The 22,310-nt window shown below is 66.3% G+C and carries 23 protein-coding genes, 1 other RNA gene and 1 pseudogene; 6 read left to right on the top strand and 19 right to left on the bottom strand.

The window, feature by feature from the left end:
- Positions 1–8: 8 nt before the first annotated feature.
- Positions 9–554: an RBBP9/YdeN family alpha/beta hydrolase gene (locus HNP55_RS22850; RefSeq protein ID WP_184304545.1), complete on the bottom strand. Its 546-nt coding sequence runs from the start codon at positions 552–554 to the stop codon at positions 9–11.
- Positions 555–608: 54 nt separating this feature from the next.
- Here HNP55_RS22850 and argC point away from each other — a divergent pair, with 54 nt between their 5' ends.
- Both argC and HNP55_RS22840 read left to right on the top strand, forming a co-directional pair.
- Positions 609–1,550, top strand: coding sequence for an N-acetyl-gamma-glutamyl-phosphate reductase (argC, locus tag HNP55_RS22845; protein ID WP_184304544.1), 942 nt, complete (start codon positions 609–611; stop codon positions 1,548–1,550).
- Positions 1,547–1,984 carry a GNAT family N-acetyltransferase gene (locus HNP55_RS22840; RefSeq protein WP_221439749.1) on the top strand — a complete coding sequence of 146 codons (438 nt, stop codon included), beginning with the start codon at positions 1,547–1,549 and terminating at the stop codon, positions 1,982–1,984. Before argC ends, HNP55_RS22840 begins: the two co-directional genes overlap by 4 nt.
- A 265-nt stretch (positions 1,985–2,249) precedes the next feature.
- On the opposite strand, the gene HNP55_RS22835 is transcribed toward HNP55_RS22840, so the two are convergent.
- The 4 genes from HNP55_RS22835 to mnmG are packed head-to-tail and all read right to left on the bottom strand — an operon-like array spanning position 2,250 to position 6,448.
- Complete coding sequence (locus HNP55_RS22835; RefSeq protein ID WP_184304542.1) at positions 2,250–3,029, bottom strand: GNAT family N-acetyltransferase; 780 nt, start codon at positions 3,027–3,029, stop codon at positions 2,250–2,252.
- A complete protein-coding gene (locus HNP55_RS22830) occupies positions 3,029–3,799 on the bottom strand; it encodes a ParA family protein (protein ID WP_184304540.1) in 771 nt (256 codons plus the stop codon). The genes HNP55_RS22835 and HNP55_RS22830 overlap by 1 nt, the downstream gene beginning before the upstream one ends.
- Positions 3,800–3,840: 41 nt before the next feature.
- Positions 3,841–4,488 carry a 16S rRNA (guanine(527)-N(7))-methyltransferase RsmG gene (gene rsmG / locus HNP55_RS22825; RefSeq protein WP_409993770.1) on the bottom strand — a complete coding sequence of 216 codons (648 nt, stop codon included), beginning with the start codon at positions 4,486–4,488 and terminating at the stop codon, positions 3,841–3,843.
- A gap of 13 nt (positions 4,489–4,501) precedes the next feature.
- Complete coding sequence (mnmG, locus tag HNP55_RS22820) at positions 4,502–6,448, bottom strand: tRNA uridine-5-carboxymethylaminomethyl(34) synthesis enzyme MnmG (protein WP_184304538.1); 1,947 nt, start codon at positions 6,446–6,448, stop codon at positions 4,502–4,504.
- A gap of 113 nt (positions 6,449–6,561) precedes the next feature.
- On the opposite strand from mnmG, the gene HNP55_RS22815 reads away from it, so the two are divergent.
- Complete coding sequence (locus tag HNP55_RS22815; protein ID WP_184304592.1) at positions 6,562–6,849, top strand: YkgJ family cysteine cluster protein; 288 nt, start codon at positions 6,562–6,564, stop codon at positions 6,847–6,849.
- On the opposite strand, the gene HNP55_RS22810 is transcribed toward HNP55_RS22815, so the two are convergent.
- The 6 genes from HNP55_RS22810 to HNP55_RS22785 form a co-directional block, all read right to left on the bottom strand.
- Positions 6,839–7,072 (bottom strand): DUF2061 domain-containing protein, encoded by a 234-nt coding sequence (locus HNP55_RS22810; protein ID WP_184304537.1) that lies wholly within the window; start codon positions 7,070–7,072, stop codon positions 6,839–6,841. The two genes, HNP55_RS22815 and HNP55_RS22810, sit on opposite strands and share 11 nt — an antisense overlap.
- 105 nt (positions 7,073–7,177) lie before the next feature.
- Positions 7,178–7,254, bottom strand: a non-coding RNA gene (locus tag HNP55_RS22805) — sX9 sRNA.
- Between the two features lie 61 nt (positions 7,255–7,315).
- Positions 7,316–9,454, bottom strand: coding sequence for a peptidase domain-containing ABC transporter (locus HNP55_RS22800; protein WP_348648748.1), 2,139 nt, complete (start codon positions 9,452–9,454; stop codon positions 7,316–7,318).
- Positions 9,447–10,700, bottom strand: a complete 1,254-nt coding sequence (locus tag HNP55_RS22795) for an HlyD family secretion protein (protein ID WP_184304536.1) — start codon at positions 10,698–10,700, stop codon at positions 9,447–9,449. Before HNP55_RS22795 ends, HNP55_RS22800 begins: the two co-directional genes overlap by 8 nt.
- A gap of 66 nt (positions 10,701–10,766) precedes the next feature.
- Positions 10,767–10,955: a hypothetical protein gene (locus tag HNP55_RS22790; protein ID WP_184304535.1), complete on the bottom strand. Its 189-nt coding sequence runs from the start codon at positions 10,953–10,955 to the stop codon at positions 10,767–10,769.
- Positions 10,956–11,088: 133 nt separating this feature from the next.
- A complete protein-coding gene (locus HNP55_RS22785) occupies positions 11,089–11,808 on the bottom strand; it encodes a helix-turn-helix transcriptional regulator (protein ID WP_184304534.1) in 720 nt (239 codons plus the stop codon).
- A gap of 252 nt (positions 11,809–12,060) precedes the next feature.
- On the opposite strand from HNP55_RS22785, the gene HNP55_RS22780 reads away from it, so the two are divergent.
- Positions 12,061–12,351, top strand: a complete 291-nt coding sequence (locus tag HNP55_RS22780) for a hypothetical protein (protein ID WP_221439748.1) — start codon at positions 12,061–12,063, stop codon at positions 12,349–12,351.
- Positions 12,352–12,396: 45 nt separating this feature from the next.
- On the opposite strand, the gene HNP55_RS22775 is transcribed toward HNP55_RS22780, so the two are convergent.
- The 4 genes from HNP55_RS22775 to HNP55_RS22760 all read right to left on the bottom strand — a co-directional run bounded on the left by HNP55_RS22775 (position 12,397) and on the right by HNP55_RS22760 (position 18,178).
- Positions 12,397–14,313, bottom strand: coding sequence for a sensor histidine kinase (locus HNP55_RS22775; RefSeq protein WP_184304530.1), 1,917 nt, complete (start codon positions 14,311–14,313; stop codon positions 12,397–12,399).
- A gap of 318 nt (positions 14,314–14,631) precedes the next feature.
- The gene (locus HNP55_RS22770) at positions 14,632–15,825 is read right to left on the bottom strand and encodes an ABC transporter permease (RefSeq protein WP_184304528.1); all 1,194 of its coding nucleotides are present in this window, start codon (positions 15,823–15,825) and stop codon (positions 14,632–14,634) included.
- Positions 15,822–16,655, bottom strand: coding sequence for an ATP-binding cassette domain-containing protein (locus tag HNP55_RS22765; protein ID WP_184304526.1), 834 nt, complete (start codon positions 16,653–16,655; stop codon positions 15,822–15,824). Before HNP55_RS22765 ends, HNP55_RS22770 begins: the two co-directional genes overlap by 4 nt.
- On the bottom strand, positions 16,652–18,178 hold the full coding sequence (locus HNP55_RS22760; protein ID WP_184304524.1) for an alpha/beta fold hydrolase: 1,527 nt from the start codon (positions 18,176–18,178) through the stop codon (positions 16,652–16,654). Before HNP55_RS22760 ends, HNP55_RS22765 begins: the two co-directional genes overlap by 4 nt.
- Positions 18,179–18,418: 240 nt before the next feature.
- Here HNP55_RS22760 and HNP55_RS22755 point away from each other — a divergent pair, with 240 nt between their 5' ends.
- The gene (locus HNP55_RS22755) at positions 18,419–18,751 is read left to right on the top strand and encodes a PspC domain-containing protein (RefSeq protein ID WP_184304522.1); all 333 of its coding nucleotides are present in this window, start codon (positions 18,419–18,421) and stop codon (positions 18,749–18,751) included.
- 9 nt (positions 18,752–18,760) lie between these two features.
- On the opposite strand, the gene HNP55_RS22750 is transcribed toward HNP55_RS22755, so the two are convergent.
- Positions 18,761–19,216 carry a MaoC family dehydratase gene (locus HNP55_RS22750; protein ID WP_184304520.1) on the bottom strand — a complete coding sequence of 152 codons (456 nt, stop codon included), beginning with the start codon at positions 19,214–19,216 and terminating at the stop codon, positions 18,761–18,763.
- Positions 19,217–19,349: 133 nt separating this feature from the next.
- Here HNP55_RS22750 and gstA point away from each other — a divergent pair, with 133 nt between their 5' ends.
- Positions 19,350–19,958 (top strand): glutathione transferase GstA, encoded by a 609-nt coding sequence (gene gstA, locus HNP55_RS22745; protein ID WP_184304518.1) that lies wholly within the window; start codon positions 19,350–19,352, stop codon positions 19,956–19,958.
- A 6-nt stretch (positions 19,959–19,964) separates the two neighbouring features.
- Here gstA and HNP55_RS22740 read toward each other — a convergent pair whose 3' ends face one another.
- The 3 genes and pseudogenes from HNP55_RS22740 to HNP55_RS24915 all read right to left on the bottom strand — a co-directional run.
- A complete protein-coding gene (locus tag HNP55_RS22740) occupies positions 19,965–21,518 on the bottom strand; it encodes a thioredoxin family protein (protein WP_184304516.1) in 1,554 nt (517 codons plus the stop codon).
- 97 nt (positions 21,519–21,615) lie between these two features.
- Positions 21,616–21,945, bottom strand: a complete 330-nt coding sequence (locus HNP55_RS22735) for an antibiotic biosynthesis monooxygenase family protein (RefSeq protein ID WP_184304514.1) — start codon at positions 21,943–21,945, stop codon at positions 21,616–21,618.
- Between the two features lie 182 nt (positions 21,946–22,127).
- Positions 22,128–22,250 (bottom strand): annotated as a pseudogene (locus tag HNP55_RS24915) (FxDxF family PEP-CTERM protein); the annotation flags it as partial.
- Between the last annotated feature and the right edge of the window lie 60 nt (positions 22,251–22,310).

The raw sequence follows: 22,310 nt of genomic DNA, 5'->3' as shown, positions 1-22,310 counted from the left end.
ATTGTCTCTTACTCGTTCAGCAAGCCGTTCAGCAAGACCTGACCCTCGGGCCAGTCGCCCAGGCCGGAAGCCGTGTTGAGGTGGCCGCGCGGGCCGGCCAGCACCAGCTCCGCACCCCAGTCGGCGGCCATCTGGGCGGCGCGCTCCAGGCTGCAGAAGGGGTCGTCGCTGCTGGCCACGGCGATGGCGGGGAAGGGCAGGCGTGTGCGCCTGATCGGGCGCCAGTTGTGCAGCTGCGGCGGCATGTCCGCGCTCTCGGTGTCGGGCGGTGCCACCAGCAGGGCAGCGGCGACGCGCGCCGTCTGTTTGGAGTGTTCGGCCCAGCTCGCCACCAGCTGGCAGCCCAGGCTGTGGGCCACCAACAGGGCGGGGCTGCTCAATAACCGGGCGTCGTTCAGCAGCACCTCGTCCAGGCGCGCCATCCAGTCGCCACGGCGTGGCCAGTCCCAATCGCTTTGTTCGATACGGGTGTGGCCTAGCTCAGCCTCCCAGCGGCTTTGCCAATGTTCTGGACCGGAGTTCTGCCAGCCCGGCAGCAGGTAAACAGGAGTCATGCCTTATGCTTCGTTTTAACTAAGTTTGGCGCCGATTTTGCGGGAGAAGTAGTGATGAGTTTCAAAGTGTTTGTGGACGGTCAGGAAGGCACAACAGGCCTGCGTATCAACGAGTATCTGGCCGCCCGCAGCGATGTGGAGGTGCTGCGCATCGACGCCGACAAGCGCAAGGACGCGGCCGAGCGCGCCCGCCTGCTGAATGCGGCCGACGTCGCTTTTCTATGCCTGCCAGATGCCGCTTCACGTGAAGCCGCCGCCATGATCAGCAACCCCAAGACCTGCTTGATCGATGCCAGCACCGCGCATCGCACGGTGCCGGGCTGGGCCTTCGGCCTGCCCGAATTGGCCGCCGGCCAGCGCGACAAGATCCGCGCCGCCAAGCGCATCGCCAACCCCGGCTGCCATGCCAGCGCCTTCATCCTGGCCCTGCGCCCCCTGGTGGATGCCGGCCTGCTGGGCGCCGAGGCCCTGGTGTCGGCGACTTCCATCACCGGCTACTCGGGCGGCGGCAAGGCCATGATTGCCCAGTATGAAGCGGGTGGCGATCAGAAGCTGAAGTCGCCCCGGCCCTATGCCCTGGGCCTGGCCCACAAGCATCTGCCCGAGATGATGGCCCATACCGGGCTGCGCAACGCACCCGTGTTCATGCCCATCGTGGGCGATTTTTACAAGGGCCTGGCCGTCACCGTGCCCCTGCATCTGAGCCAGCTGCGCGCCGGCACGACGCCCGAGCAGGTGCGCGAGGCCTTGGCCGCGCATTACGCGGGCGAGCGCTTCATCCGCGTGATGCCGCTGCGCGATGCCGAGACCCTGGCCGAGGGCTTCTTCGATGTGCAGGCCTGCAATGACACGAACCGGGTGGACCTCTTTGTGTTCGGCAGCGAGACACAGATCCTCGTCATTGCCCGTCTGGACAATCTGGGCAAGGGCGCCAGCGGCGCCGCCGTGCAGGCGATGAATGTGCATCTGGGCCTGGACGAAGGCCTGGGGCTTTGAGCGAGCCGACGCGGGCCTGGCTGCGCGATGCAGCCGTGCCCGCGGCCGACTTGGTGGCCATCCGTGAAGCCGTCGTGCTCCATGGCCGCCAGCAGGCCCAGGGCTCGGATGAACAGGCGATTGCCTGCGCCCTGTACGAAGACGGCCGGCTGCTGGCCGGCGCCTACGGGCACACCGAGTTCCAGCGCCTTTACGTGAGCTATCTCTGGGTGCGCGAGGATTCGCGCGGCCAGGGTCTGGGCGGCGAGCTGCTGCGCCAGATCGAGGCCCAGGCCTTGGCGCGCGGCTGTGTGGACGTGCTGATCGAGACCCTGCTGGACGAGGTGGCCGAGCTGTACGAGCACATGGGCTATGCCTGCATCGCCCATGTGCACGACTTTGTGCCGGGCTTCACCCGGCATACCTTGCTCAAGTGCTGGGCCGCGCGGGACTAGGGCCTGTTAGCGCTACGGCAATGGGCCGCGAAGGCTCGCCCCGGCGGGCTATGCTGCGTTGCACCGCTTGCCCGCACGCGAGTGCGGGCGGCGCGCTGCGCCTTGCCTTGCCCGCCGGGGCGAGCCTTCCCGAAGGGTTGTGCCCAGCCAGGGGCGCATGCGGCGTTGCAAATCCTCGCCGGGTGTCCAACCCGGCTGCGGTTTGCGCCTTGCCTGTACCCCTGGCTGGGCACAACGCGACCCATTGCCGTAGCGCTAACAGGCCCTAGTCCACGATGCCATGCGGGCTGCGGTAGTGATAACGGTAGGCAAACTGGAAGCCCAGGTGGCGGTAGAGCCGCTGCGCTACGGCGTTATCTGAGCCGACCTGCAAATAGGCCTCCTGCGCCGCCTGGCGGACAGCCTGGTGCAGCAGCGCTGCACAGAGATTTTGGCCATGACCCTGGCCTCGGTATGGCGGCGGCGTGAAAACGTCGTACAGGCCTGTTATCGCCCCTTCCTGGGCTATTTGCCCGCAGGCCAGCAATTGCCCGGCGGCGTCTTGCAGGAAAAAGCCCTGGTAAGGCACTTGGGAGGCGGCCAGGCGCTCGGCATGGGCGGCGATGGCGCGCTCGCTGGAGCCGCGCAGCGCGCCCACGGCGGCGGCATAGCGCGCTGCATCGACGGCTAGCAAGACCTGACCCTCGGGCAGCGGGGCGGGCGCCGCGAAGGCCTGCAGATCGGCCAGCACCATCACATCGGCGGCATCGAAAGCGGGCCAGCCCTTGGCGGCCAGCTGGGCGTCCAGATCGGCCGGCTGGCTGAAGGGGGTGAGGCGCAGGATCAGGGGCAGGCCCGCGGCATCGAAGGAGGCCTGGCAGCGGGCCAGTAACTCATCCAGCGGCAGGCTGCCCTGGGCCAGGGCGTTGACGCAGCGCGAGCGCTTGGCCTTGCCCGGGGAGAGGCGGAGGGACCAGCCCGCGATCTCGCCTTGCTGGGGCGGGGCGCTGGCGTTCAGGCCAGCGGCCTCGGCTCTTTGTGCAAGCTGGGCCAGGGCCTCGTCCATCACATGGTCTCGATGCGCCGCACCATCTCGCGGGCAAATTCCACAAAGGCCTGGGCGCCCTTGGATGAGGGGTCGAAGACCACGCCGGGCAGGCCGTAGCTGGGAGCCTCGGCCAGGCGCACATTGCGGGGGATGACGGTGTCGAACACCTTGTCGCCGAAGTGGGCCTTGAGCTGGTCGCTGACCTGGTTTTGCAGGGTGATGCGGGGGTCGAACATGACGCGCAAGAGGCCGATGATCTGCAGATCGGCATTCAGATTGGCGTGCACCTGCTTGATGGTGTTGACCAGATCGGACAAGCCTTCCAGCGCAAAGTACTCGCACTGCATGGGCACGATGACGCCGTGGGCGCAGCACAGGCCGTTCAGCGTCAGCATGGAGAGCGAGGGCGGGCAGTCGATCAGGACGAAGTCGTAGTCCTTGTCCACGCTGGCCAGCGCGGCCTTGAGGCGGCGTTCGCGGCGCTCCAGCTCCACCAGTTCGACCTCGGCACCGGCCAATTCACGGTTGGCACCCAGCACGTCGTAGCCGGCCTTGTCGCTGTGTTGCTTGGCCTCCAGCACGCTGGAGGATTCCAGCAAGACGTCGTAGATGCTCAGCTCCAGCGCCCGCTTGTCGATGCCGGAACCCATGGTGGCATTGCCCTGCGGGTCCAGGTCCACCACCAGCACGCGCTGACCCACCTTGGCCAGGCCGGCGGCCAGATTGACCGTGGTGGTGGTCTTGCCGACGCCGCCTTTTTGATTGGCAATGCAGAAAATTTTGGCCATGGACTTGTTTTTGAGTGATGCGGAATATTAGCGGCTGTCGCTCAGGATTTTGGTCGAATCCAGATCAAACAACGCTGTGCATCCAGCCCCGGCACCTGCAGTTGTTCCACGTGAAACACATCCAGGTCAGGGGGGAGGGCGGCCAGTTCTTCGGCGGGGTGTTGGCCCTTCATCGCCAGCCAGACCGTGTCGGCCTTGAGGTGGGAGCGGGTGAGGGTGGTGAAGTCCAGCAGGGACGCGAAGGCGCGCGAGGTAATCAGGTCGAAGGGCTCCGTCTTCAGCTGCTCGACACGCGAGTGCTCGCCATGCAGATTGGGCAGGCGCAGCTCGGCCGCCACCTGTTTGATGAAGGTGGCCTTTTTTGCCACGGCGTCCACGCAAGTCACGTCGATATTGGGCTCGCAGATGGCCACCACCACGCCGGGCAGGCCGCCGCCGCTGCCCACGTCCATCAGGCGGAGCTGCTGGCCTGCCGCGTGTCGGCGCAAGGCCGGTAGCAGGCTGAGGCTGTCCACCAGATGCTGGGTCAGCATGGCTTGGGGATCGCGCACGGCGGTCAGGTTGTAGACCTTGTTCCACTTGGCGATCATGTCCAGATAGGCCAGCAGCCGGTCCAGCTGCTGCTCGCTCAGGTTCAGGTTCAGCTGGTCGGCGGCGGCGGCCAGGGGTGTGCGCAAAGGGTTTGTTATTGTCATGACGGTATCAGGCGGTGGTCTCGGTGAAGCCCGCGAAGCGCTTTTTCTTCAGATAGACCAGCAGCAGGGAAATGGTGGCCGGCGTGACGCCGGAGATGCGTGAGGCCTGGCCCAGGGTTTCGGGCTTGTGCTTGGCCAGCTTCTGGCGCGCCTCGAAGGAGAGGGCGGTCACCTGAGCGTAGTCCAGCTCGGCGGGCAGGCGCAGGTTCTCGTAGTGGGAGGCCCGGGCCACATCTTCGGTCTGCTTGTTGATATAGCCGGCGTACTTGACGCTGGTTTCGATCTGCTCGATGACGGCATCGGCCATGGTCTTGCCAAGCTCGTCGCTCAATGTTTCACGTGAAACACCGGCCTCCGGGCGGGCGATGCTGGCGACTTCTTGCAGCGTGTCGAAAACCACGCCGGGCCTGCGCAGCAGGTCGATCAAGTTGTACTCGCGCTCCAAGGCCTTGCCGACCAGGCGCTCGGCATCGGCCGCGGGCAGGATGCTCGGGTGGACCCAGGTGGACTTCAGCTTCTCTGTTTCACGTGAAACAGCATCGCGCTTGCGGTTGAAGGCGGCCCAGCGGACGTCGTCCACCAGGCCCAGTTCGCGGCCCCTCTCGGTCAAACGCATATCGGCGTTGTCCTCGCGCAGCTGCAGGCGGAACTCGGCCCGGCTGGTGAACATGCGGTAGGGCTCGGTCACGCCCTTGGTGATCAGGTCGTCCACCAGCACGCCCAGATAGGCCTGGTCGCGGCCGGGCAGCCATGCGTCTCGGCCCTGCACCTGCAGGGCGGCGTTCAGGCCGGCGAACAGGCCTTGGGCGGCGGCTTCCTCGTAACCCGTCGTGCCATTGATCTGGCCGGCGAAGAAGAGGCCGCGTATGGCCCGGGTCTCAAACGTGGACTTCAGCTCGCGCGGATCGAAGTAGTCGTACTCGATGGCATAGCCGGGGCGCAGGATGTGGGCGTTCTCCAGGCCGGGGATGCTGCGCACGGCGGCCAGCTGGATGTCAAAGGGCAGGGAGGTGGAGATGCCGTTGGGGTAGTACTCGTGGGTCGTCAGGCCCTCGGGTTCCAGAAAGATCTGGTGGCTGTCCTTGTCGGCAAAGCGGTTGACCTTGTCTTCGATGCTGGGGCAGTAGCGCGGGCCCACGCCCTCGATGACGCCGGTGAACATGGGGCTGCGGTCAAAGCCGGAGCGGATGATGTCGTGGGTGCGGGCCGAGGTGTGGGTGATCCAGCAAGGCACTTGGCGCGGGTGCTGCTCGGCCGAGCCCATGAAGCTGAACACCGGCAGCGGGTCCAGATCGCCGTCCTGCTTTTCGCAGCGGCTGAAGTCTATGCTGCGGCCGTCGATGCGCGGCGGCGTGCCGGTCTTGAGTCGGCCCTGCGGCAGCTTCAATTCTTTCAACCGGGCCGAGAGGCTCACGGCCGGCGGGTCGCCGGCGCGGCCGGCCTGGTAGTTCTGCAGGCCGACGTGGATGCGGCCATCCAGAAACGTGCCGGCCGTCAGCACCACGGCACGGGCGCGGAACTGCAAGCCCATCTGGGTGACGGCGCCCACGACGCGATCGTCTTCCACCATCAAATCGTCCACCGCCTGCTGGAACAGCCAGAGACCCGCCTGGTTCTCCAGGCGCTGGCGGATGGCGGCCTTGTAGAGCACGCGGTCGGCCTGGGCGCGGGTGGCGCGCACCGCAGGGCCTTTGGAGCCGTTGAGGATGCGGAACTGGATGCCGCTCTCGTCGGTGGCTGCGGCCATGGCGCCGCCCAGGGCGTCGACTTCCTTGACCAGATGGCCCTTGCCGATGCCGCCGATCGAGGGGTTGCAGCTCATCTGCCCCAGGGTCTCGATATTGTGGGTCAGCAGCAGGGTGGCGCAGCCCATGCGGGCGGCGGCCAGGGCGGCCTCGGTGCCGGCGTGGCCGCCGCCGACGACGATGACGTCGAATTCCTTGGGGTAAAGCATGGGTGAGAGGCCGCTTCAAGTAGGCGCTGTTTGCAGCGCGGGCAAACCGCCAATTTTACGGGCCGGGTGTGGATAAGTCATCCGCCTGACCTGGCTGAGCCGACAATATGGCGATGAATTGCCGTGACCATTGCGCCGCCTGCTGTATTGCCCCTTCGATCAGCTCGCCCATCCCGGGCATGCCGGTGGTGGACGGCATCTCCAAGCCGGCCGGCGTGCGCTGTGTTCAGCTCGATGCCCAGGACCGCTGCATGATTTTTGGCCGGCCCGAGCGGCCGGCCGTCTGCGGCTCCCTGCAGCCCTCGGAGCTGATGTGCGGCGAGAGCCGCGAGCAAGCGATGCGCTGGCTGGGCTGGATGGAGCGGGAAACCGCGCCTGCGCCCACGGTCCTCAAGCGCTGAGCTGGGCCGGCGCCGCAGCAGCGCGGCGGCGGCTCAGCGTCTGCCGCAAGGCCTTGAGGCGGGGATGGTCCCAGTACTTGTCGAAGAAATGGTGCATCGCGGTGTTCACCAGCGGCTCGACAAAGGTCACGGCCCCGGCGATGGCCACATTGCCGGTCAGGGTGAAGGTGACGCCGAAGGAGGTGCCGAGGTGCAGCACACCAAAGGTCGCGGTCTTGGCCATGCGGAAACTCCTGCTGCTATTGGGCTTAACTTATGAATAGCCAAATGCTAATGGCAGCCGCTGCGAGCGTCCATTTGAGATCACTGATGGCGGCGATAGCTCAGAGGCTGAGAACTTTTGTAGCGAGCGGCCGTCAGGCTAGGCGGACGGAGCACAGGAACCGGAACGTACTTCCTGTACGTGAGGATTCCGAGCACCGCCCAACGACGTATGACGGTCGCGCAGTAAAAAGTTCTCAGCCTCTCAGGCCTGCACGCTGCGCAAATCCTGCGCCACCCGCCCGCCCTGCAGGGCGATGACTCGCTGGGCGGCGGCGATGGTTTCGGGCCGGTGGGCGATGACGATGCGGGTCAGATTGAGCTGGCGCAGCGAGGCGTTGACCTGGCGCTCCTTGTCCACATCGAGGGCGCTGGTGGCCTCGTCCAGGAACAGGAATTGCGGCTTTTTGTACAAGGCCCGGGCCAGCAACAGGCGCTGGCGTTGACCGCCCGAGAGGCTGTGGCCCATATCGCCGATCAGGCTCTGGAAGCCCATGGGCATGGCGGCGATATCGTCGAACACGCAGGCCAGGCGGGCGCATTGCTGCACCCATTCGCTGTCGGCATCGGGGTCGAAGAAGCTGATGTTGTCGGCGATGCTGCCGGCAAACAGCTGGTCGTCCTGCATCACCGTGCCTATGCGCTGGCGCCAGGCCGCCGTGCCGATTTTCTGCAGCGGCTGATCGCCCAGCAGGATCTCGCCCGACTGCGGCGCATGGATGCCCAGCATCAGCTTGAGCAAGCTGGTCTTGCCGCAGCCCGAGGGGCCGATGATGGCGACCGATTCGCCCGGCTCGATGCGCAGGCTGCAGTCCGCCACCACCAGGGGCTCGCCATCGGCATAGCGGAAGCTGACCTGGCGCAGCTCCAGGGCGGTGTCGGCCGCGGGCAGGGCGAGCAGGGCTTGCTCGCTCGCCTCGGGCGGCGTCAGCACGATGTCGGCCAGGCGCTCGCCCTGCAGGCGCAGCATGCTCAGCTCCACCGTCTTGTCGATCAGGCCGGCCAGGCGCAGCGTGAACTGCTCTTTGTAGGCCAGGAAGGCGAACAACATGCCCACCGACAGCTGTCGGTCCAGCACCAGCAGGGCGCCCAGCCAGACGATGGCCACCCGCTCCAGGCCGAACAGCAGCTTGTTGCCCACGCCCATCCACAGGTCCAGGCGGCGGATGTGGATGGCCGCATTCATCTGCTCCACCACCAGATTCGAGTAGCTGGCACTGCGCTCCGCCTGGGCGTTGAAGAGCTTGATGGCCTGGGCGCCGCGCAGCGATTCGAGGAAGTGGCTATTTTGGCGCGCCTCGTGGATCAAGGCCTCCTCCGAGGCCGCCCGCAAGGGCTTGAAGAAGCTCCAGCGCAGCAAGCCATAGCTGCCTACAGCCAGCAAGGCCACGGCGCTCAGGCGCGGGCTGTAGACCCACATCATCGCCAGGGTGAGCAAGACCATGGCCCCGTCCAGCACAGCTTCGGCAAACTGGGTGGAGAGCGCGCGCTGTATGGTCTGCACGCTGCCGAAGCGCGACCAGATATCGCCGAGCTGGCGTTTCTCGAACCAGGCCAGGGGCAGGCGCAGCAAATGGCTGAAGACCTGGCTCAGCCACTGCACATTCAGCGTGGCGGACAAGAACAGCACCGCCCATGAGCGCAGCGCCCCTACCCCCACCTGCAGCAAGACCAGCAGGCCAAAGCCCAGGCCCAGGGTCACCAGCAGATCGCGGTCGGCGCTGACCAGGACGCCGTCGACCACCCATTGCAGCAAAAAGGGCGAGAGCAGGGCCAGCAGTTCCAGCGTCAGTGCCAGGCCCAGGATGATGGCCAGCGAGCGCCGCAGGCCGTTGATGCGGCCCAGCAGCTGGCGCCAGCGCAGGGGCGCGGGCTTGGCCTGGGGCTGGAAGTCCGCGGCGGGGCGCAGCTCCAGCGCGATGCCGGTGAAGTGACGTGATAGTTCGGCGAGCCTCAGGCTGCGGCGGCCGTGCGCCGGATCGTGGATCACCGCCTCCTCGCCATTCACCTCGGCCAGCACGACGAAATGGTTGAAGTCCCAGTGCAGGATGCAGGGCAGGTGCAGCCGGGCCAGATGCTCGGGCTCGGCCCGCAGGGCGCGGCTGCTGAGGCCTAAGTCGGCGGCCATGCGCACCAGATCGGCCATGGTCGCGCCCTTGAGCGAGAGCGAGAACCGGCCGCGCAGCTGGCGCAGATCGCAGTGCTTGCCCTGGGCGCTGGCAATCATGGCCAGGCAGGCCAGGCCGCATTCGGCGCCCTCGGTCTGCAGCACGACGGGCAGGCGTTTACCGCCGCGCCAGCTCAAACGCAGTTTGGACAGCAAGGACGAGGAGGGCTCAGACACGATGGGCCAGGCTCAGGATGGGCTCGAAGATCCACTCGATCAAGCGGCGTTTTTCCAGCATCACATCGGCGTCCAGCTGCATGCCGGCCGCCAGGGCTTGGGCCTGGCCGTAGGCCGGGACGGTCTGCTGGTCCAGCTTGACGGTGATGCGGTAGAGCGGTTCGCTGGCCGGCCCCTGGCTCAGGGCCACGGGCAGATTCAGCGTGGACAGCTCGGCCGGGCTCAGCGGCGTGCGCGAGACGTTCAGCACGCTGCCGCTTTGCTGGCCGAACTTTTGATAGGGAAAGGCCTGGTAGCGCAGCTGCACCGCTTGTTGCGCGCGCAGAAAACCCACGGCGCTGGAGGGCGCGAACAGCTGGGCCTGCATCTGCGTCTGCGCCGGCAGCACGCTGGCCAGGGGCGCGCCGCCGTTCACGCTCTGGCCGGGCTCGGCCTGCAGGGTGGAGACCATGCCATCGCTGGGTGCGCGCAGCACCAGGCGGCGCCGACCCTCGGTCTCCAGGCCAAGCTGCTGCAGGGCGGCGAGGTCACGGCTGATCTCGCCCTGCAGCACCTGGCTGCGCAGCGGCAGCTCGCGGGCCTGTGCCTCCACGGCCTCCAGATCGCGCTGCAAGCCCTCGCGCTGGCGTTCCAAGGCCTGGGCCTGGGCGCGCAGGCCCAGCAGCTCCTCGCGCTTGCTTTGCACCTGGGCGGCGGAGATGAATTGATCGTTCCTCAGCGCCTCCAGCCGCGTCAGTGCCTCGCCGGCCAGGGTCAGACGTTCGGCATGCAGCGTGCTTTCGGCTTGCAACTGGCCCAACTCTCGCTGCAGGCCGTTGCGGCGCTGGCTGAGGGCGCGCTGCTGCACTTCCAGCAGGCGTTGTTGCTGCTCGGCCGTGCCCTGCAAGCTTTGTTGACGGGCACTCAGATTCTGGGCAATGCCTTCGGGCGTCTGGCTGGCGCTGTCCAAGGCGAGCACAAACAGCACATCGCCCTGGCGGACCTGCTGGCCTTCGCTGACCAGGCGGCTCAGCACCGTGGCCGTCTGGGGCGCGTTGACGCGCAAGACGCCGCGATCGGGCACCAGATAGCCGCTGACCCTGGCCTTGCGGGTGTATTCCGTCAGGCTCAGAAAAGCACCGACCAAGAACAAACTGCCCACGGCCGCAGCGGTGAGCAGTTGTAGTGACAGCGGTGGCAGGACTTGCACCTGACCCAGCCAGCCTTTTTGATCTTGGCCAGCCAGGGCTTCGGGTCTGAACAGCATGCGGATCTGAGGGACGGCGAACTCCGCTGTAGGACGCCGCCGCGGCGGCGTCGGGTGGTGGGCTGATTACCAGCCGCCTTTGGGGCCAGGTGCTTCCACGGTGAGCGACTGCGCAACCAGTTCAGGGGGCGCAATGATCCAGCCACCTTTGGGGCCTGCGCCAGAAACCAGTTCAAGCTGAGCCAAATCGAGTTCGACCGGAGCCGTCATCTTGCTGGACAGGTCGGCGTTGAGAGCAGTGTTGGATGTTTGCATGATGGATTCCGTTCGTTGGACACTCTCCAGTGAGTGCTTGAAATGAATTTCAGCAGACCAACGTCGATGAGGTAACTGTCAACTCTGACACTTGTCAGGTGAATTTCTGCGCGATCTGGAATGGAAAACAACACTATCTGATCAAGCCGAGGCGTAGTGCTTTCAGCACGGCTTGATGTTTGGTCGTGCACTCCAGCTTGCGCATCGCATTGCTGATGTGAAGAACGGCGGTCCGTTCGGAAATGCTGAGAATGGCACCAACTTCCCAGGCCGTTTTGCCGTCCATTGTCCAGCGCAGCGCTTCCAGTTCACGCGGCGTCAGATGGAATTTCAAAGCAAAGTTTTCTTGAGCAGATGGCATCACTACGCGCCAAGCCGCTTCCTGCGCATAAACAGCAAAGAGTTGGAGGTCCGCCAGCATACGGGTAACGAGGCTAACGTCGTTGGGCAGGCTCTGCTCCCGATCGACGCCGACGAAGAAGTGTCGACCTTCAGGCAGATGAAGTGCCAGTGCTATGCCTGTTTTGTAGCCGAACTGGGCCTGCTCTTCCCACATGGTTTCTTGTCCAACAGCAGCATAAGTGCCCTGGTTCCAAATGATAGGAACACTTTGGCGCTTGCAGTGCTGCATCACAGGATCAAGACGCCAGTTGGACTTGTCTAGGAAGTAGTTAGCGAACGACGTCGGGGTGTTGTCCACCGTTTCGAACTCGGAATCGCCCAGCGTATGGTCCACCACCACCGTGGCAGACACCGTCGCAAAACCCAGCCCCTGCGCGAAGCGAATGATTTCGCTACGGAATTGATCGCGGGATTGGGCTTCGAGTACCGATTGGTAACCCCCCTGCAGCATCGCATTCGTCCAATTTAGGCGAGCCGTTCGTGATGCATCGAACGACGACTCCGTTGTTTCCCTGACAAGGTTTACAGCTATCGATTTGTGGCATGTGTCTTCACACTTGCCATCAACCCAGCGCAAGCGCTTTAGCTTTTTTTACCTGCCTCATTTAAAAGATTTTTACTTATGACCCCAGCCTGGATTGTGTATGCGTGGCCCCGAGTTTTGTGCAAGGCTTTGCAGGTGCAACAGCTACAGTTCGCGCATTTGAGCACGCAAGTGTTGGTGCCAGGCGACGACAAACGGCCTTCTCTCGGACAAACCCTGTGGCAGGGCGACGACGGAACGGCGCGTGCCGGCGTGGCCTGGGACTGGGTCAGCATGCCCGCCGGCGTGGTGGCCATGGTCGACCCCATGGCCTTGATCACCAATCTGCAATTCCTCACGCCCGAGGGCGAGGTGCTGGCGCCGTTCGAGTCGGCGCGCCAGCTCAACGAGATCGTGCACGCCTTGCCCTGGCAGTACGAGGTGCAAAGAGCGCTGTCGGCCCGGCATTGAGGCCGAGGAGCGAGCGCCTTGCGCGCCCGGCTTTGTTGGTTCAACTCAGCATTTGATCCACAGGGTGACGCAGCTGCCCCGGCCCAGCTCGCTCTCGATCTGCATATGGCCGCCCATCAAGTCCAGCAGCTCCTTGACGATGCTGACCCCCAGGCCGGTGCCGGGGATATGGCCCGAGGTGTCGGCGCGGAAGAAGCGTTCGCCCATGCGGGCCAGGTGCTCGGCGGAAAGTCCGATGCCGTGGTCGCGGATCTCCACGCCGAAGTGGCGGCGGGCTTCGAGCTTGTCGCCATCGGCCATGCGCTTGCCCTGCACCAGGCGGACCTCTACCGGGCCACCACCGGGGGAGTATTTGTAGGCATTGGACAGGGTGTTGAGCAGGATTTGCTGCATCTTCTGCCGGTCTATGCAGACCATCATGGCGGCCTGGCCCGGTTGGCGCAGCTCGAAGCGGGGGCGTTCGCGGCCCTCCGGCGTTCTGAAGTCGGCCAGGGTCTCGCTGACGATATCGCCCAGGTCCAGCGTCTCGAACTTGAAGTCGCTGGCGCCGCGGGCCTCGATGCGGGCCAGGTCCAGCAGCTCGTTGAGGATGTTGATCATTAGCTTGCATTGCCGATGGATGCGTGCCAGCGTGGCCTGGCGCTTGGCTTCGCTCATTTCGCGTTCCAGCATCAGCTCGATGAAGCCGTAGATGCTGGTCATGGGCGTGCGCAATTCGTGGGCGGCCAGGGACAGGAACTCCGACTTCATCCGGTCCAGCTCATGCTGGCGGGTGACGTCGCAGACGTATAAAACCCGGCTCACCGAGGCCGAGTAGCTGTGCTGGCCGCTCAGGGTCAGCACCCGGGGTTTGTCGCCGTGCAAGGTCAGGGTCAGGGCCTCGCCCACCTCGGTGTCGGGGGCGGCAAAGCAGGCGTCCAGGCCGGCAAATTCCTCGCCGTCGACGGCCCGGGCCAGCAGCAAGGCCTCCAGCACCGAGTCGCTCTGCCCCAGCACATCGCCGGGCTGCAAATCGGTCAGGCTCAGAAAGGCGCGGTTGGCAAATTGCACCTGGCCCTGCGGGTCAAAGGTCAGCAAGCCGTCGGGGCTGAGGGCAAAGATGGCGCTGAGCTGATCGTTCTGCTCCTCCATCTGGGCCTCGTGGGCCTGTTGGCGTTGCATGGCGTCCTGCAACACGATCATCTGCTGCAGCAAGAGCACCGAGGCCTCGTTGAGGGCGCGGCCCAGTTCGACGAATTCGATCGGGCCGTCGTCTACCGGGTGGGTCAGGCCGCGGGCATCGGCCAGTTCGGCGGCAAACCGGCGGGCCTGCTCCAGCGCCCGCATGGGCCGGTTCAGCAGGGCATGCAGGAGCAGGCCGCACAAGCCCACCAGCAAGACGGCTACCAGCACCGTGTCCCGCCAGATGTCCTGCTGCAGCTGATGGAGCGGGCTCAGGTCGAAGTCCAGCTTGACCCAGGCCAAGAGCCGTTCGGCCAGCACCGGATGCCAGACCTCCAGATGGTTGCCGTCGGCGGCGGCCTTCAAGCTGGGCAGCAGCTGGGCCGGGACGGACTGCCGTGACGGACCGCTGACCGCGCTGGCGCCGTTCTCGGCCGCCTGGAGTTCCGGCTTGGTGAAGGCTGCTTGCTGCGGCGGCTTGACCATCTGCACCAGCAGCAGGCCGTCGGGCGCGATCACATGCAGGGCGCGCACGCCCTCGAAGCCGGCATAGCTCAAGACCAGGGCCTCCAGCTCGGCCTGCCTGCCGGGCCGGATCAGCTGGGTGCTGGCCACGGCCAGGCTGCGTGCCAGGGCCGCGGCCTGGGTCTGCATGGCCTGCTGGGCGCTCTGGCTTTGCTGCTTGACGGTAAAGGTGCCCAGCAAGGTGGTGGCCAGCATCAGCAGCCCCGCCATCAGCAGTAGCAGACGGTGCTTGAAGCGCCGTGGCCACAGCTTGCTGGCGAAGGAGAGGGCGGGCATCGAGCGGGCTCGGCTCAGGGCCGTCAGGCCTGCCTGACTACCAATTGGAGGCCAGGCTTGCGTTCCGGCTCGGCCTGGCGCGTCCAGGCTTTCGCTGAGCGGCTTGAGTCAAACGAGCGCAGGCAAGGCTTCATGCAAGCTCCATCGGGAGAATCCGTCCGTCTGGGCCATTATGTGCATGAGCCCGATCGCAAGACAACGGCCTGCGGCGGCCAGCCGACATCCGCCGATCTGATGCTTTACTTCGGCGCAAAATAAAAACAGGCCCCGCAGGGCCTGACTATTGTTGCGGCGCCCGCGCCCGCGCCCGCGCCCGCGTTATTTGGCCACCGCGCCCCGCATCGAGCGGGCCACGAAGACCAGGCTGCCTACCGTCAGCACAAGGCCGGTGAGCACGCTGGGCAAGACCTGCAGCAGGCGCAGGCTCTCGCCCTTGAGCACCTGCATCATCAAGGTGTTCTGGGCCAGGCCCGGCACCCACAGATACCAGGCGGCGTCGCCACCCGGGTTGAGCAGGGTCACCATGGGCGCCATCGCCACCAGGGTGATGATCAGGCCGCTGCTGGCCTGTGCCTCCTTGAAGCTCTTGGTGCGGATGGCGATGGCCATCAGCACCGCGCCCATGGCGGCGGCCAGCGGCAGCTGCAGCAGGAAGCAGGCGATCACCTCGGGCGCGCCGAACTGGAACATGGCTTGCAGGCTGTCGCTCTGCAGCAGCCATTGCGCCGGGATGAAGCTCAGATTGGACAGCAGGGCCACGGCCAGGCCCAGGCCGGCCACGGCACCCCATTTGCCCAGCACCAGGGCGAATTGCTGCACCGGGTTCATCAGCAGGGGCTCCAGCGAGCCGCGTTCGCGCTCGCCGGCCGTGCTGTCCAGCGCGGCGGTGAGGGCACCGTAGAGCACGGCCATGATGATGAACATGGGAATCATGCTGGTGATGCGGGCGGCGCGGGCCTGGGTGCTGGCCAGATCGCGCTCCTGCAGATCGACCGGCTGCAGCAGCTGCACCGAGACCCCGCGCAGGGCCAGATTGAGGCTGGCGCGTTCGCGGTTGAAGCTGTTGACCAGGCGCTGCACCGGGGCCTGGCCGGCCTCGGCGCGCTGGTTGGCGCTATCGCTCACCAGCTCTAGCGTGGGCTGCTCGCCGGCCAGCAATTCCTGCTCGAAGTTCTTGCCGACCACCAGCACCGGCTCCAGCAAGGTGTTGGCGCGCAGGCCTTTCTCGTAGTCGGCCGGGGCGGTCTTGATGGTGTAGGTCTGGCGCTCGATGAAGTTGCGCAGGGTGGGGGCGTGCTCGATGCCGGCGACCAGGATCTCGCGCTTCTCGGCCCGGCTCTCAAACGAGGAGATCAGGCCCGACATGGCCAGCAGCAGCAGCGGCCCCATCAGCACGGCGGGCACCAGCAGGCGCAAAAGGGTGCGGCGGTCGCGCAGGGCGTCGCTGGCTTCCTTGCAGAAAACGACGCAGAAATTGCGCCACAGACCGGTGGCTGGAAGGGTTGGGCTCATGCGGCGCTCCTGAGATTTTTTTGTTCTTCGGCCACTGCGCTTGCAAAGGCCAGTTTGACGAAGGCGTCCTCGAAGCGGGCCTCGCCGGCCAGCTCCAGCAGCTCGGGCACCGAGCCCTCGGCCACGCTGCGGCCTTGCGCCACCACCACCACATGCTCACAGAGCTGCTCCACCTCCTGCATGATGTGGGTGGAGAAGATGATGGTCTTGGCCCCGCCGGCGGGCGAGCGCAGATGGCGCAAGGCCTCGCGCAGGGCGCGGGTGGCCAGCACATCGAGGCCGTTGGTGGGCTCGTCCAGCACGATATTGGCGGGGTCGTGCACCAGGGCACGGGCCAGCGCGGTCTTCATGCGCTCGCCCTGGCTGAAGCCCTCGGCGCGGCGGTCCAGGATGTGCTGCATCTCCAGCAAACGCGCCAGTTCGACGGCACGGGCGTCGGCCGCATCTGCCTCCATGCCCTGCAGGCGGCCGAAGTAGATGATGTTCTCGCGCGCCGACAGGCGCGGGTAGAGGCCATGGGCGTCGCCCAGAATGCCCATGCGGGCCAGGGCCTCGCGCGGCTGGCTGGCGACGGCAATGCCGTCCACCGTGATGCTGCCGCTATCGGGCTGGAACAAGCCGCCCAGCATGCGCAAGGTGGTGGTCTTGCCGGCGCCGTTGGCGCCCAGCAGGCCGGTGATGCGGCCGTCCGGGGCATGGACGCTGACGTCCTTGACGGCCTGCACCAGCTGCGGCGCGCTGCGCTTGCCCAGCAGGCTGGCCAGGCTCAGCCCGGGTTTGCTGCCGCCGCGGGAGGCGAACTGCTTGCTGACGTTGTCGATCTGGATCATGGGGCAACCTTTGCGTTGGCGGGGGCGCTTTGCACCGGCATGAAAGCCGTGGGCCGCGGGATCTTGCTGGCACAGCCGGCGTCCTGGGGCAGGGCGGCGGCGTCGGTCTTGCTGTCGATGAAGCGGAACAGCACATCGCGCATGCAGACAATGCTGCTGACGCCATGGCCGGCCTCGGGCACGACGATGTGCTGGGCAATGGCCGGGTTCTTGGCCGCGAGCGCCTTGGCCGCGCGCTCGCCGTGGCGCGGCGGCGTGGCCGGGTCGGCGCCGCCGCTGAGCAGCAGCACCGGCGAGGGCGCGGGCGGGATGCTGAAGAACTCCGGCGCCAGCTGGGCGCGCGGCCAGTGCTTGCAGACCTGGGTGTAGAGCTTGGCATCGCTGTCGCCGAAGTCGCTGCCCGGCGCGTCCTTGCCGAGGCCGGCCTCCAGGCGCGGCACATCCTCGGCGCAGACGACCGAGAAATGCATGCCCTCGGCCAGCCGCATGCCCTTGTTCGAGGCCATGGCGCCGGACAAGCCCAGCAGGCCCTCCCAGCGCCCCCCGGCCGCGGCGTGGATGGCGGCGGGCAGGGCAGCGGCCAGGCTGGGGCTGTACAGCGGCATGCGCACGCTGCGCAAGAGCTGTTCGCGCGTCAGGCTGAACTGCTCCGGCTTGCCGCTCAGTGGGTCGCTGACGCTGATGTTGCGGGGCAGGCCTTGCTGCAAAGCCGCCCACTCCTGGCGCAGCTGGGGGTATTGCCGGCTGCAGCCGGCGTCCTTCTCGCAGAACTGCAGCATGGCGTTCAGCGCCTGCTGGCCGTCGGTCGAGAAGCTGGCGGGCAGCACCATATCCGGCGGCGCCACGCCGTCGATAACGGTGCGGCGCACCTTGGTCGGGAACAGGCGCAGATATTCCAGCGCCGCGCGGGTGCCATAGCTGGCGCCGATCAGATTCCACTGCGGCGCGCCCAGGGCCTCACGCACGGCGTCGAAGTCCTGCATGGCCAGCGTGGTGCTGTACTGGCGCAGATCGCCGTGCGGCAGCTTGCCCAGGTCCTGGCGGCATTGCTCCAAATTCTTCAGCATGAACTGCGGGTCCAGCACCTGGGCCAGCGGCAGCTTGGAGACGTCGGCGCATTGCAGGGGCGCGGACTTGCCGGTGCCGCGCTGGTCGATGAAGACCAGATCACGCCGATTGTTCAGGCGCGCCAGCCGGCTCAGCACCATGGGCGCAATATCGATGGCGCTCTGGCCAGGGCCGCCGGCCAGCATCAGCACCGGGTCGGGCTGCTTGTTGCGCGCCATCGCCGGCACGACCAGAAAATGTACATCGATCTGCCTGCCCTGGGGCTGGGCCGGGTCCAGCGGCCGCTTGATGCTGCCGCATTGCAGCTCATTGGCGATGCCGGCCACGCGGCAGGGCTGGGTGGCTTTGCCGTCGGCTGGCGCGTGCTGGGCCAGGGCCTGGCCCAAGCCCAAGCTCATCGCCGCGGCCGTCAGGCTGCTCAGCAGCAGGCGCTGCTTGTTTTGTCTCTGTCTCATTCCACCCGTCCTTGGTCAGTGTTTCTGGGATTGGGCGGATTATGGGGAGCTTGGCCCGGCCTTCGCTGCGGCAGGCGGCGAATGGCGGATTGGGGCGTTGAATGGTCCTAATGCCTGAACGGCTGCGGCGCTTGTGATCCGTCCGGCCGCCCCAAGCTGCAGTTCGTCGCAAGGCCTTGGAGCTGCCGGTGGGCAGGCCTTAGGCTGTGCCCAATGCCATCAGCAAGAAAGGGTTCACCCATGTCTTTCAGCGAAGAACTGGCCAAGCTGGCCGAGCTGCATCAGCGCGGTGTTCTGTCCGACGATGAGTACGCACGCGCCAAGGCCAAGGTGCTGGGCGATGCGGGGCCGGCGGCTGCGGCCCCGGGCTTGGGGGCCGGGGTGTCCTCCATCAATGCCTTCAGGCGTAGCCGTCAGGATCGCTGGTTAGGCGGTGTCTGCGGTGGCCTGGCCCAGCTGACAGCCACCCCCGCCTGGTTGTGGCGCTTGCTGGTGAGCTTGCTGGTCTTGTGCGCCGGCAGCGGCCTGCTGGTCTATCTGCTGCTGTGGATTTTTGTGCCGGAAGAAGAGTGATCTGCTCGTTCAGCCGCCAGCCTCGCGCCGGCCAAACATGCCCCAGCCTTCCATGCTGAGCACCTGCTCGTCTTTTTGATTGAACACGGCCCAAATGGAGCGCACCAGGCCGATCTGCGGCCGGCTCTGGCTGGCGCGGGCTTCTTGCACCGTCATGCGTACCCGCAAGGTGTCGCCGGGACGCACGGGTTTGAGCCAGCGCAGATTGTCGATGCCGGGCGAGCCCTGGCTGGTGGAGTCCAGCAGATAGGCATCGCACATCATGCGCATGACCATGGCGCAGGTGTGCCAGCCGCTGACCGAGAGGCCGGCCAGCACCGAGGCCTCGGCGGCGACTTCGTCCAGATGCAGAGGCTGCGGATCGTAGGCGGCGGCAAAGCGCAGGCCCTCTTCACGGTCCACGCTCATCCCGCCGAACTCGAACACGCGGCCGGGGGTGAAGTCTTCAAAGGCGTAGGTAGGCATGGCGCCAATATAGCTAAGCCAGGCCGTGGGCCGGCATCACCTGGGCGACAGCGCCGGGGCAATTTTGCTTGCGCTGCAAGCGCAGGGAATTCGGCGTATCGTCGGCCCTCCATTGGATTTGAAGGATCTCAGCATGAAGCTTTATTACAGCCCCGGTGCCTGCTCCCTGTCCCCCCATATCGCCTTGCGCGAGGCGGGCCTGCCCTTCGAGCTGGTGCTGGCCAGCACCAAGACCAAGAAGCTGCAGGACGGCACCGACTTCTACAGCATCAATTCCAAGGGCTCGGTGCCCGTGCTGGAGCTGGACGACGGCCAGCGCCTGACCGAAGGCCCGGCCATCGTGCAATACATCGCCGATCTGGCCCCGGCCGCCAAGCTGGCCCCGGCCAATGGCACGTGGGAGCGTTACCGCCTGCAGGAATGGCTGAACTACATCACCTCCGAGCTGCACAAGGGCTTCTCGCCCCTGTTCAACCCGGCCACGGTGGAGGAGACCAAGGCCCAGGTCCGAGCGGCCCTGCAAGCCCGGCTGAGCTGGGTCAACGAGCAGTTGGAAGGCCGGCAATACCTGCTGGGTGAGCAGTTCAGCGTGGCCGACGCCTACCTCTTCGTCGTCAGCAACTGGGGCCAGTATGTGGGCGTGAGCCTGGACGGGCTGAGCCATCTGCTGGCCTTGCGCGAGCGTGTGGCCTCTCGCCCGGCCGTGCAGGCGGCCCTCAAGGCCGAGGGCCTGCTCAAGTAAGCGACCTTATAGCAAGGCCTCGCAGGTGGCGCGCTGCTTGTCGGCCACCTCGACCTTGGCGCAGATGCCGTCCAGCTGAGCGCGCAGGCGCTTGATGGCGGCCTCATTCTGGCCCTTGGCGTTCCACTGCTTCAGGCTGGCGCCCACTTTCTGCAGGGAACGGGCGCTGCGCTCGTAGAAGCTGCCCTTGTCCTGGGCGGCCTCGTTGAACAGCAGGGCGGCCGTCTTCTCGATGCGCCCGCTGTCCTGCGGGCTGAGTTCAACCAGATTGGCCATATAGCCGGCGCCCCATTGCAGGCGGGTCGCCGGGCCCTGGCTCTTGTTGAAGGCTTCTTCCGACCAGCGCAGGGCTTCGTCCTTGCGGCCCTGTTTCTTGGCGTTATTGGCCAGGCCGCTCATCAGGTAGTAGGGTGAGTGGCTCTTGGCTAGGCCGGCCTTGAGCAGCTCGTCGCTGTCCTTCCACTGGCCGGTCTGGCCCAGCAGATGGGCGGCCGAGCTGATCACGGCCTGACGCTCGTAGCCGTCGGTGATTTCACGGTCGGCGCGGGCGGCCTGTTCCTTCACATCCTTCAGCAGGGCCGGGCTCAGCTTGGGGTGGATCTCGCTCTTGGCCAGCTCCAGGCGGGCCAGGTCGACGCGGGCCTGCAGGGCTTGCAGGCGGTCGGCGCGGGAGAGGCTGGCGTCGGCCTCCAGGCGCTTCAGGGCGGCGTCAAACTGGCTCAGCAAGGCCTGGCGTTCCGGGCCGGCCTGGGGGGCCAGGGTCTTGACGATGTCGGCGGCGCCATTCGTCAGCACATCGGCCAGGGCGCGTGCGTCTTCTTTGTCCGTTAGCACCTTGGCCAGGCGGGCGCGCTGGGCGGCATCGGCCTTGAGGCCGCCCTTGCCATCGTCGCTGGCGGCCAGGGACTTGAGCCACAGCCGGGTGGCGGTGTCGGGGTCCTGGGCGGCCGCAGCCAGCTGGGCCAGCAGGGCAGGCACCTCGGCCTGGGGCAGCAGCTGGTCCTGATCCGATTCCCAGGAGTAAAAGCCCAGCAGGCGCCATTCATTGACGTTCAGCTTTTTGCCGGCGCGGGCATCGGCCAGCACGGCCTTGACCGGGCGGCCACCGGCCAGGCCCAGCTGCATGACTTTCAGCACCTGGGGGGCGTCGATCTCGCCCGGCAGGCGGGTCAGCTCGGCGCCGTCGGCGGTGAACAGAATCATGGTCGGATAGCCGCGCACCTTGAAGCGGGTGCCCAGTTTTTGCGCGCCGGGCGAATCGCCGTCGATGTGGACGGCGACGAAGGCGCGCGTCTGCTCGATGAAGTCCTGGCGGTTGAACAGCGTGGCCTTGAGCTGATTGCAGGGCGGGCACCACTTGGCACCCCAGTAAAGCAGCAGCGGCTTCTTCTCGCTGCGGGCCTGGGCGAAGGCACGCTCGATATCGGCGTCGGCGCCCGCCTCCTGCCAGGCCACGGCGGCCGGGTTGGCGCTGGGGGCGAGAGCGGCCTGGGCGGGCAGGGCTGCGGCCAGCAGACCGAGGCTGAGGCTGGCGGCGAGCAAGGTGGGCTTGAGTGTCATGGTCTTCTTCGTCCAAGTGCAGCGGAATCAGCTCCGCATTGTGAGGCTTGCCGCCCGGCTTTGCGCGCGAAAACCGCGCAAGCAAATGCGCCCGGCGTTAGGCCGGTGTGGGCGTCGGCTTCGTCAGCCCCAGCCCGGGCTCGCCATAACTGCGCAAGACCTCGGCAATCACCACCTTGTAGCCGTCCAGCCAATTCGCCTGGGCTGCCTTGGCCTGCAGATGGGCCGGGTGCTGCATCAGCTGCTGCAAGGCCTCCAGCGAGTCCCAGTAATAGACGTTGGAATAGACCCCCGTTGCCTGGTTCTCCCAGGCCTCCTCGCCCAGATAGCCGGGCATGGACTTGGCCGCCTCGGCAATGATCTGGTCCAGGCGATGGAACTCCTCGTCGTACTGCTTCTTGGCGAAGATGAAGGTGGAGGCGTACATGGCGGTGGCGGCCTTTCAAGCGCGTTGGGAAACGGGCCGCATTAGAGCAGTTTTGAAGGCGTTTCGCCGTTTGCCGCCAGCAGCTCCCTGGCCATGCCGCGGATGGCGGCGCCACGGCCACGTCAGGCGGGCCGTTATGGACGCCGCGCCGGCCCGATGCCAGGGAGCAGCCGAGACGGTTCTCAGGCCTTGCGGCGGCGGGCGACGAAGCCGATGGCGCCCAGGCCGGCCAGCAACAGGGCATAGGTCTGGGGTTCCGGCACGGCGGCGACAGCGCTGAAGTTCACATTGTCGATGGCCAGGCCGTGGTCGTTGCCGAGGTCGTTCCTCTCGGTCCAGCGAATCCACAAGGTGTCGCCGGCGGC

It is taken from the genome of Roseateles oligotrophus (assembly GCF_014204525.1).
GTDB lineage: Bacteria > Pseudomonadota > Gammaproteobacteria > Burkholderiales > Burkholderiaceae_C > Paucibacter_A > Paucibacter_A oligotrophus_A.
Note: the sequence above shows the minus strand (reverse complement) of the source record. Positions and strands in the feature narration are given on the sequence as shown.

What these genes read in the sequence shown, in the direction of transcription:
- HNP55_RS22835 (WP_184304542.1), bottom strand. Translation starts at nt 3,029, where the DNA reads ATGGACGAGGCCCTGGCCCAGCTTGCACAAAGAGCCGAGGCCGCTGGC.
- HNP55_RS22795 (WP_184304536.1), bottom strand. Translation starts at nt 10,700, where the DNA reads ATGCTGTTCAGACCCGAAGCCCTGGCTGGCCAAGATCAAAAAGGCTGG.
- HNP55_RS22790 (WP_184304535.1), bottom strand. Translation starts at nt 10,955, where the DNA reads ATGCAAACATCCAACACTGCTCTCAACGCCGACCTGTCCAGCAAGATG.
- HNP55_RS22765 (WP_184304526.1), bottom strand. Translation starts at nt 16,655, where the DNA reads ATGATCCAGATCGACAACGTCAGCAAGCAGTTCGCCTCCCGCGGCGGC.
- HNP55_RS22775 (WP_184304530.1), bottom strand. Translation starts at nt 14,313, where the DNA reads ATGCCCGCCCTCTCCTTCGCCAGCAAGCTGTGGCCACGGCGCTTCAAG.
- HNP55_RS22735 (WP_184304514.1), bottom strand. Translation starts at nt 21,945, where the DNA reads ATGTACGCCTCCACCTTCATCTTCGCCAAGAAGCAGTACGACGAGGAG.
- HNP55_RS22770 (WP_184304528.1), bottom strand. Translation starts at nt 15,825, where the DNA reads ATGAGCCCAACCCTTCCAGCCACCGGTCTGTGGCGCAATTTCTGCGTC.
- HNP55_RS22810 (WP_184304537.1), bottom strand. Translation starts at nt 7,072, where the DNA reads ATGGCCAAGACCGCGACCTTTGGTGTGCTGCACCTCGGCACCTCCTTC.
- HNP55_RS22755 (WP_184304522.1), top strand. Translation starts at nt 18,419, where the DNA reads ATGTCTTTCAGCGAAGAACTGGCCAAGCTGGCCGAGCTGCATCAGCGC.
- HNP55_RS22740 (WP_184304516.1), bottom strand. Translation starts at nt 21,518, where the DNA reads ATGACACTCAAGCCCACCTTGCTCGCCGCCAGCCTCAGCCTCGGTCTG.
- HNP55_RS22850 (WP_184304545.1), bottom strand. Translation starts at nt 554, where the DNA reads ATGACTCCTGTTTACCTGCTGCCGGGCTGGCAGAACTCCGGTCCAGAA.
- HNP55_RS22815 (WP_184304592.1), top strand. Translation starts at nt 6,562, where the DNA reads ATGAATTGCCGTGACCATTGCGCCGCCTGCTGTATTGCCCCTTCGATC.
- HNP55_RS22760 (WP_184304524.1), bottom strand. Translation starts at nt 18,178, where the DNA reads ATGAGACAGAGACAAAACAAGCAGCGCCTGCTGCTGAGCAGCCTGACG.
- argC (WP_184304544.1), top strand. Translation starts at nt 609, where the DNA reads ATGAGTTTCAAAGTGTTTGTGGACGGTCAGGAAGGCACAACAGGCCTG.
- HNP55_RS22830 (WP_184304540.1), bottom strand. Translation starts at nt 3,799, where the DNA reads ATGGCCAAAATTTTCTGCATTGCCAATCAAAAAGGCGGCGTCGGCAAG.
- gstA (WP_184304518.1), top strand. Translation starts at nt 19,350, where the DNA reads ATGAAGCTTTATTACAGCCCCGGTGCCTGCTCCCTGTCCCCCCATATC.
- mnmG (WP_184304538.1), bottom strand. Translation starts at nt 6,448, where the DNA reads ATGCTTTACCCCAAGGAATTCGACGTCATCGTCGTCGGCGGCGGCCAC.
- HNP55_RS22785 (WP_184304534.1), bottom strand. Translation starts at nt 11,808, where the DNA reads ATGCTGCAGGGGGGTTACCAATCGGTACTCGAAGCCCAATCCCGCGAT.
- HNP55_RS22750 (WP_184304520.1), bottom strand. Translation starts at nt 19,216, where the DNA reads ATGCCTACCTACGCCTTTGAAGACTTCACCCCCGGCCGCGTGTTCGAG.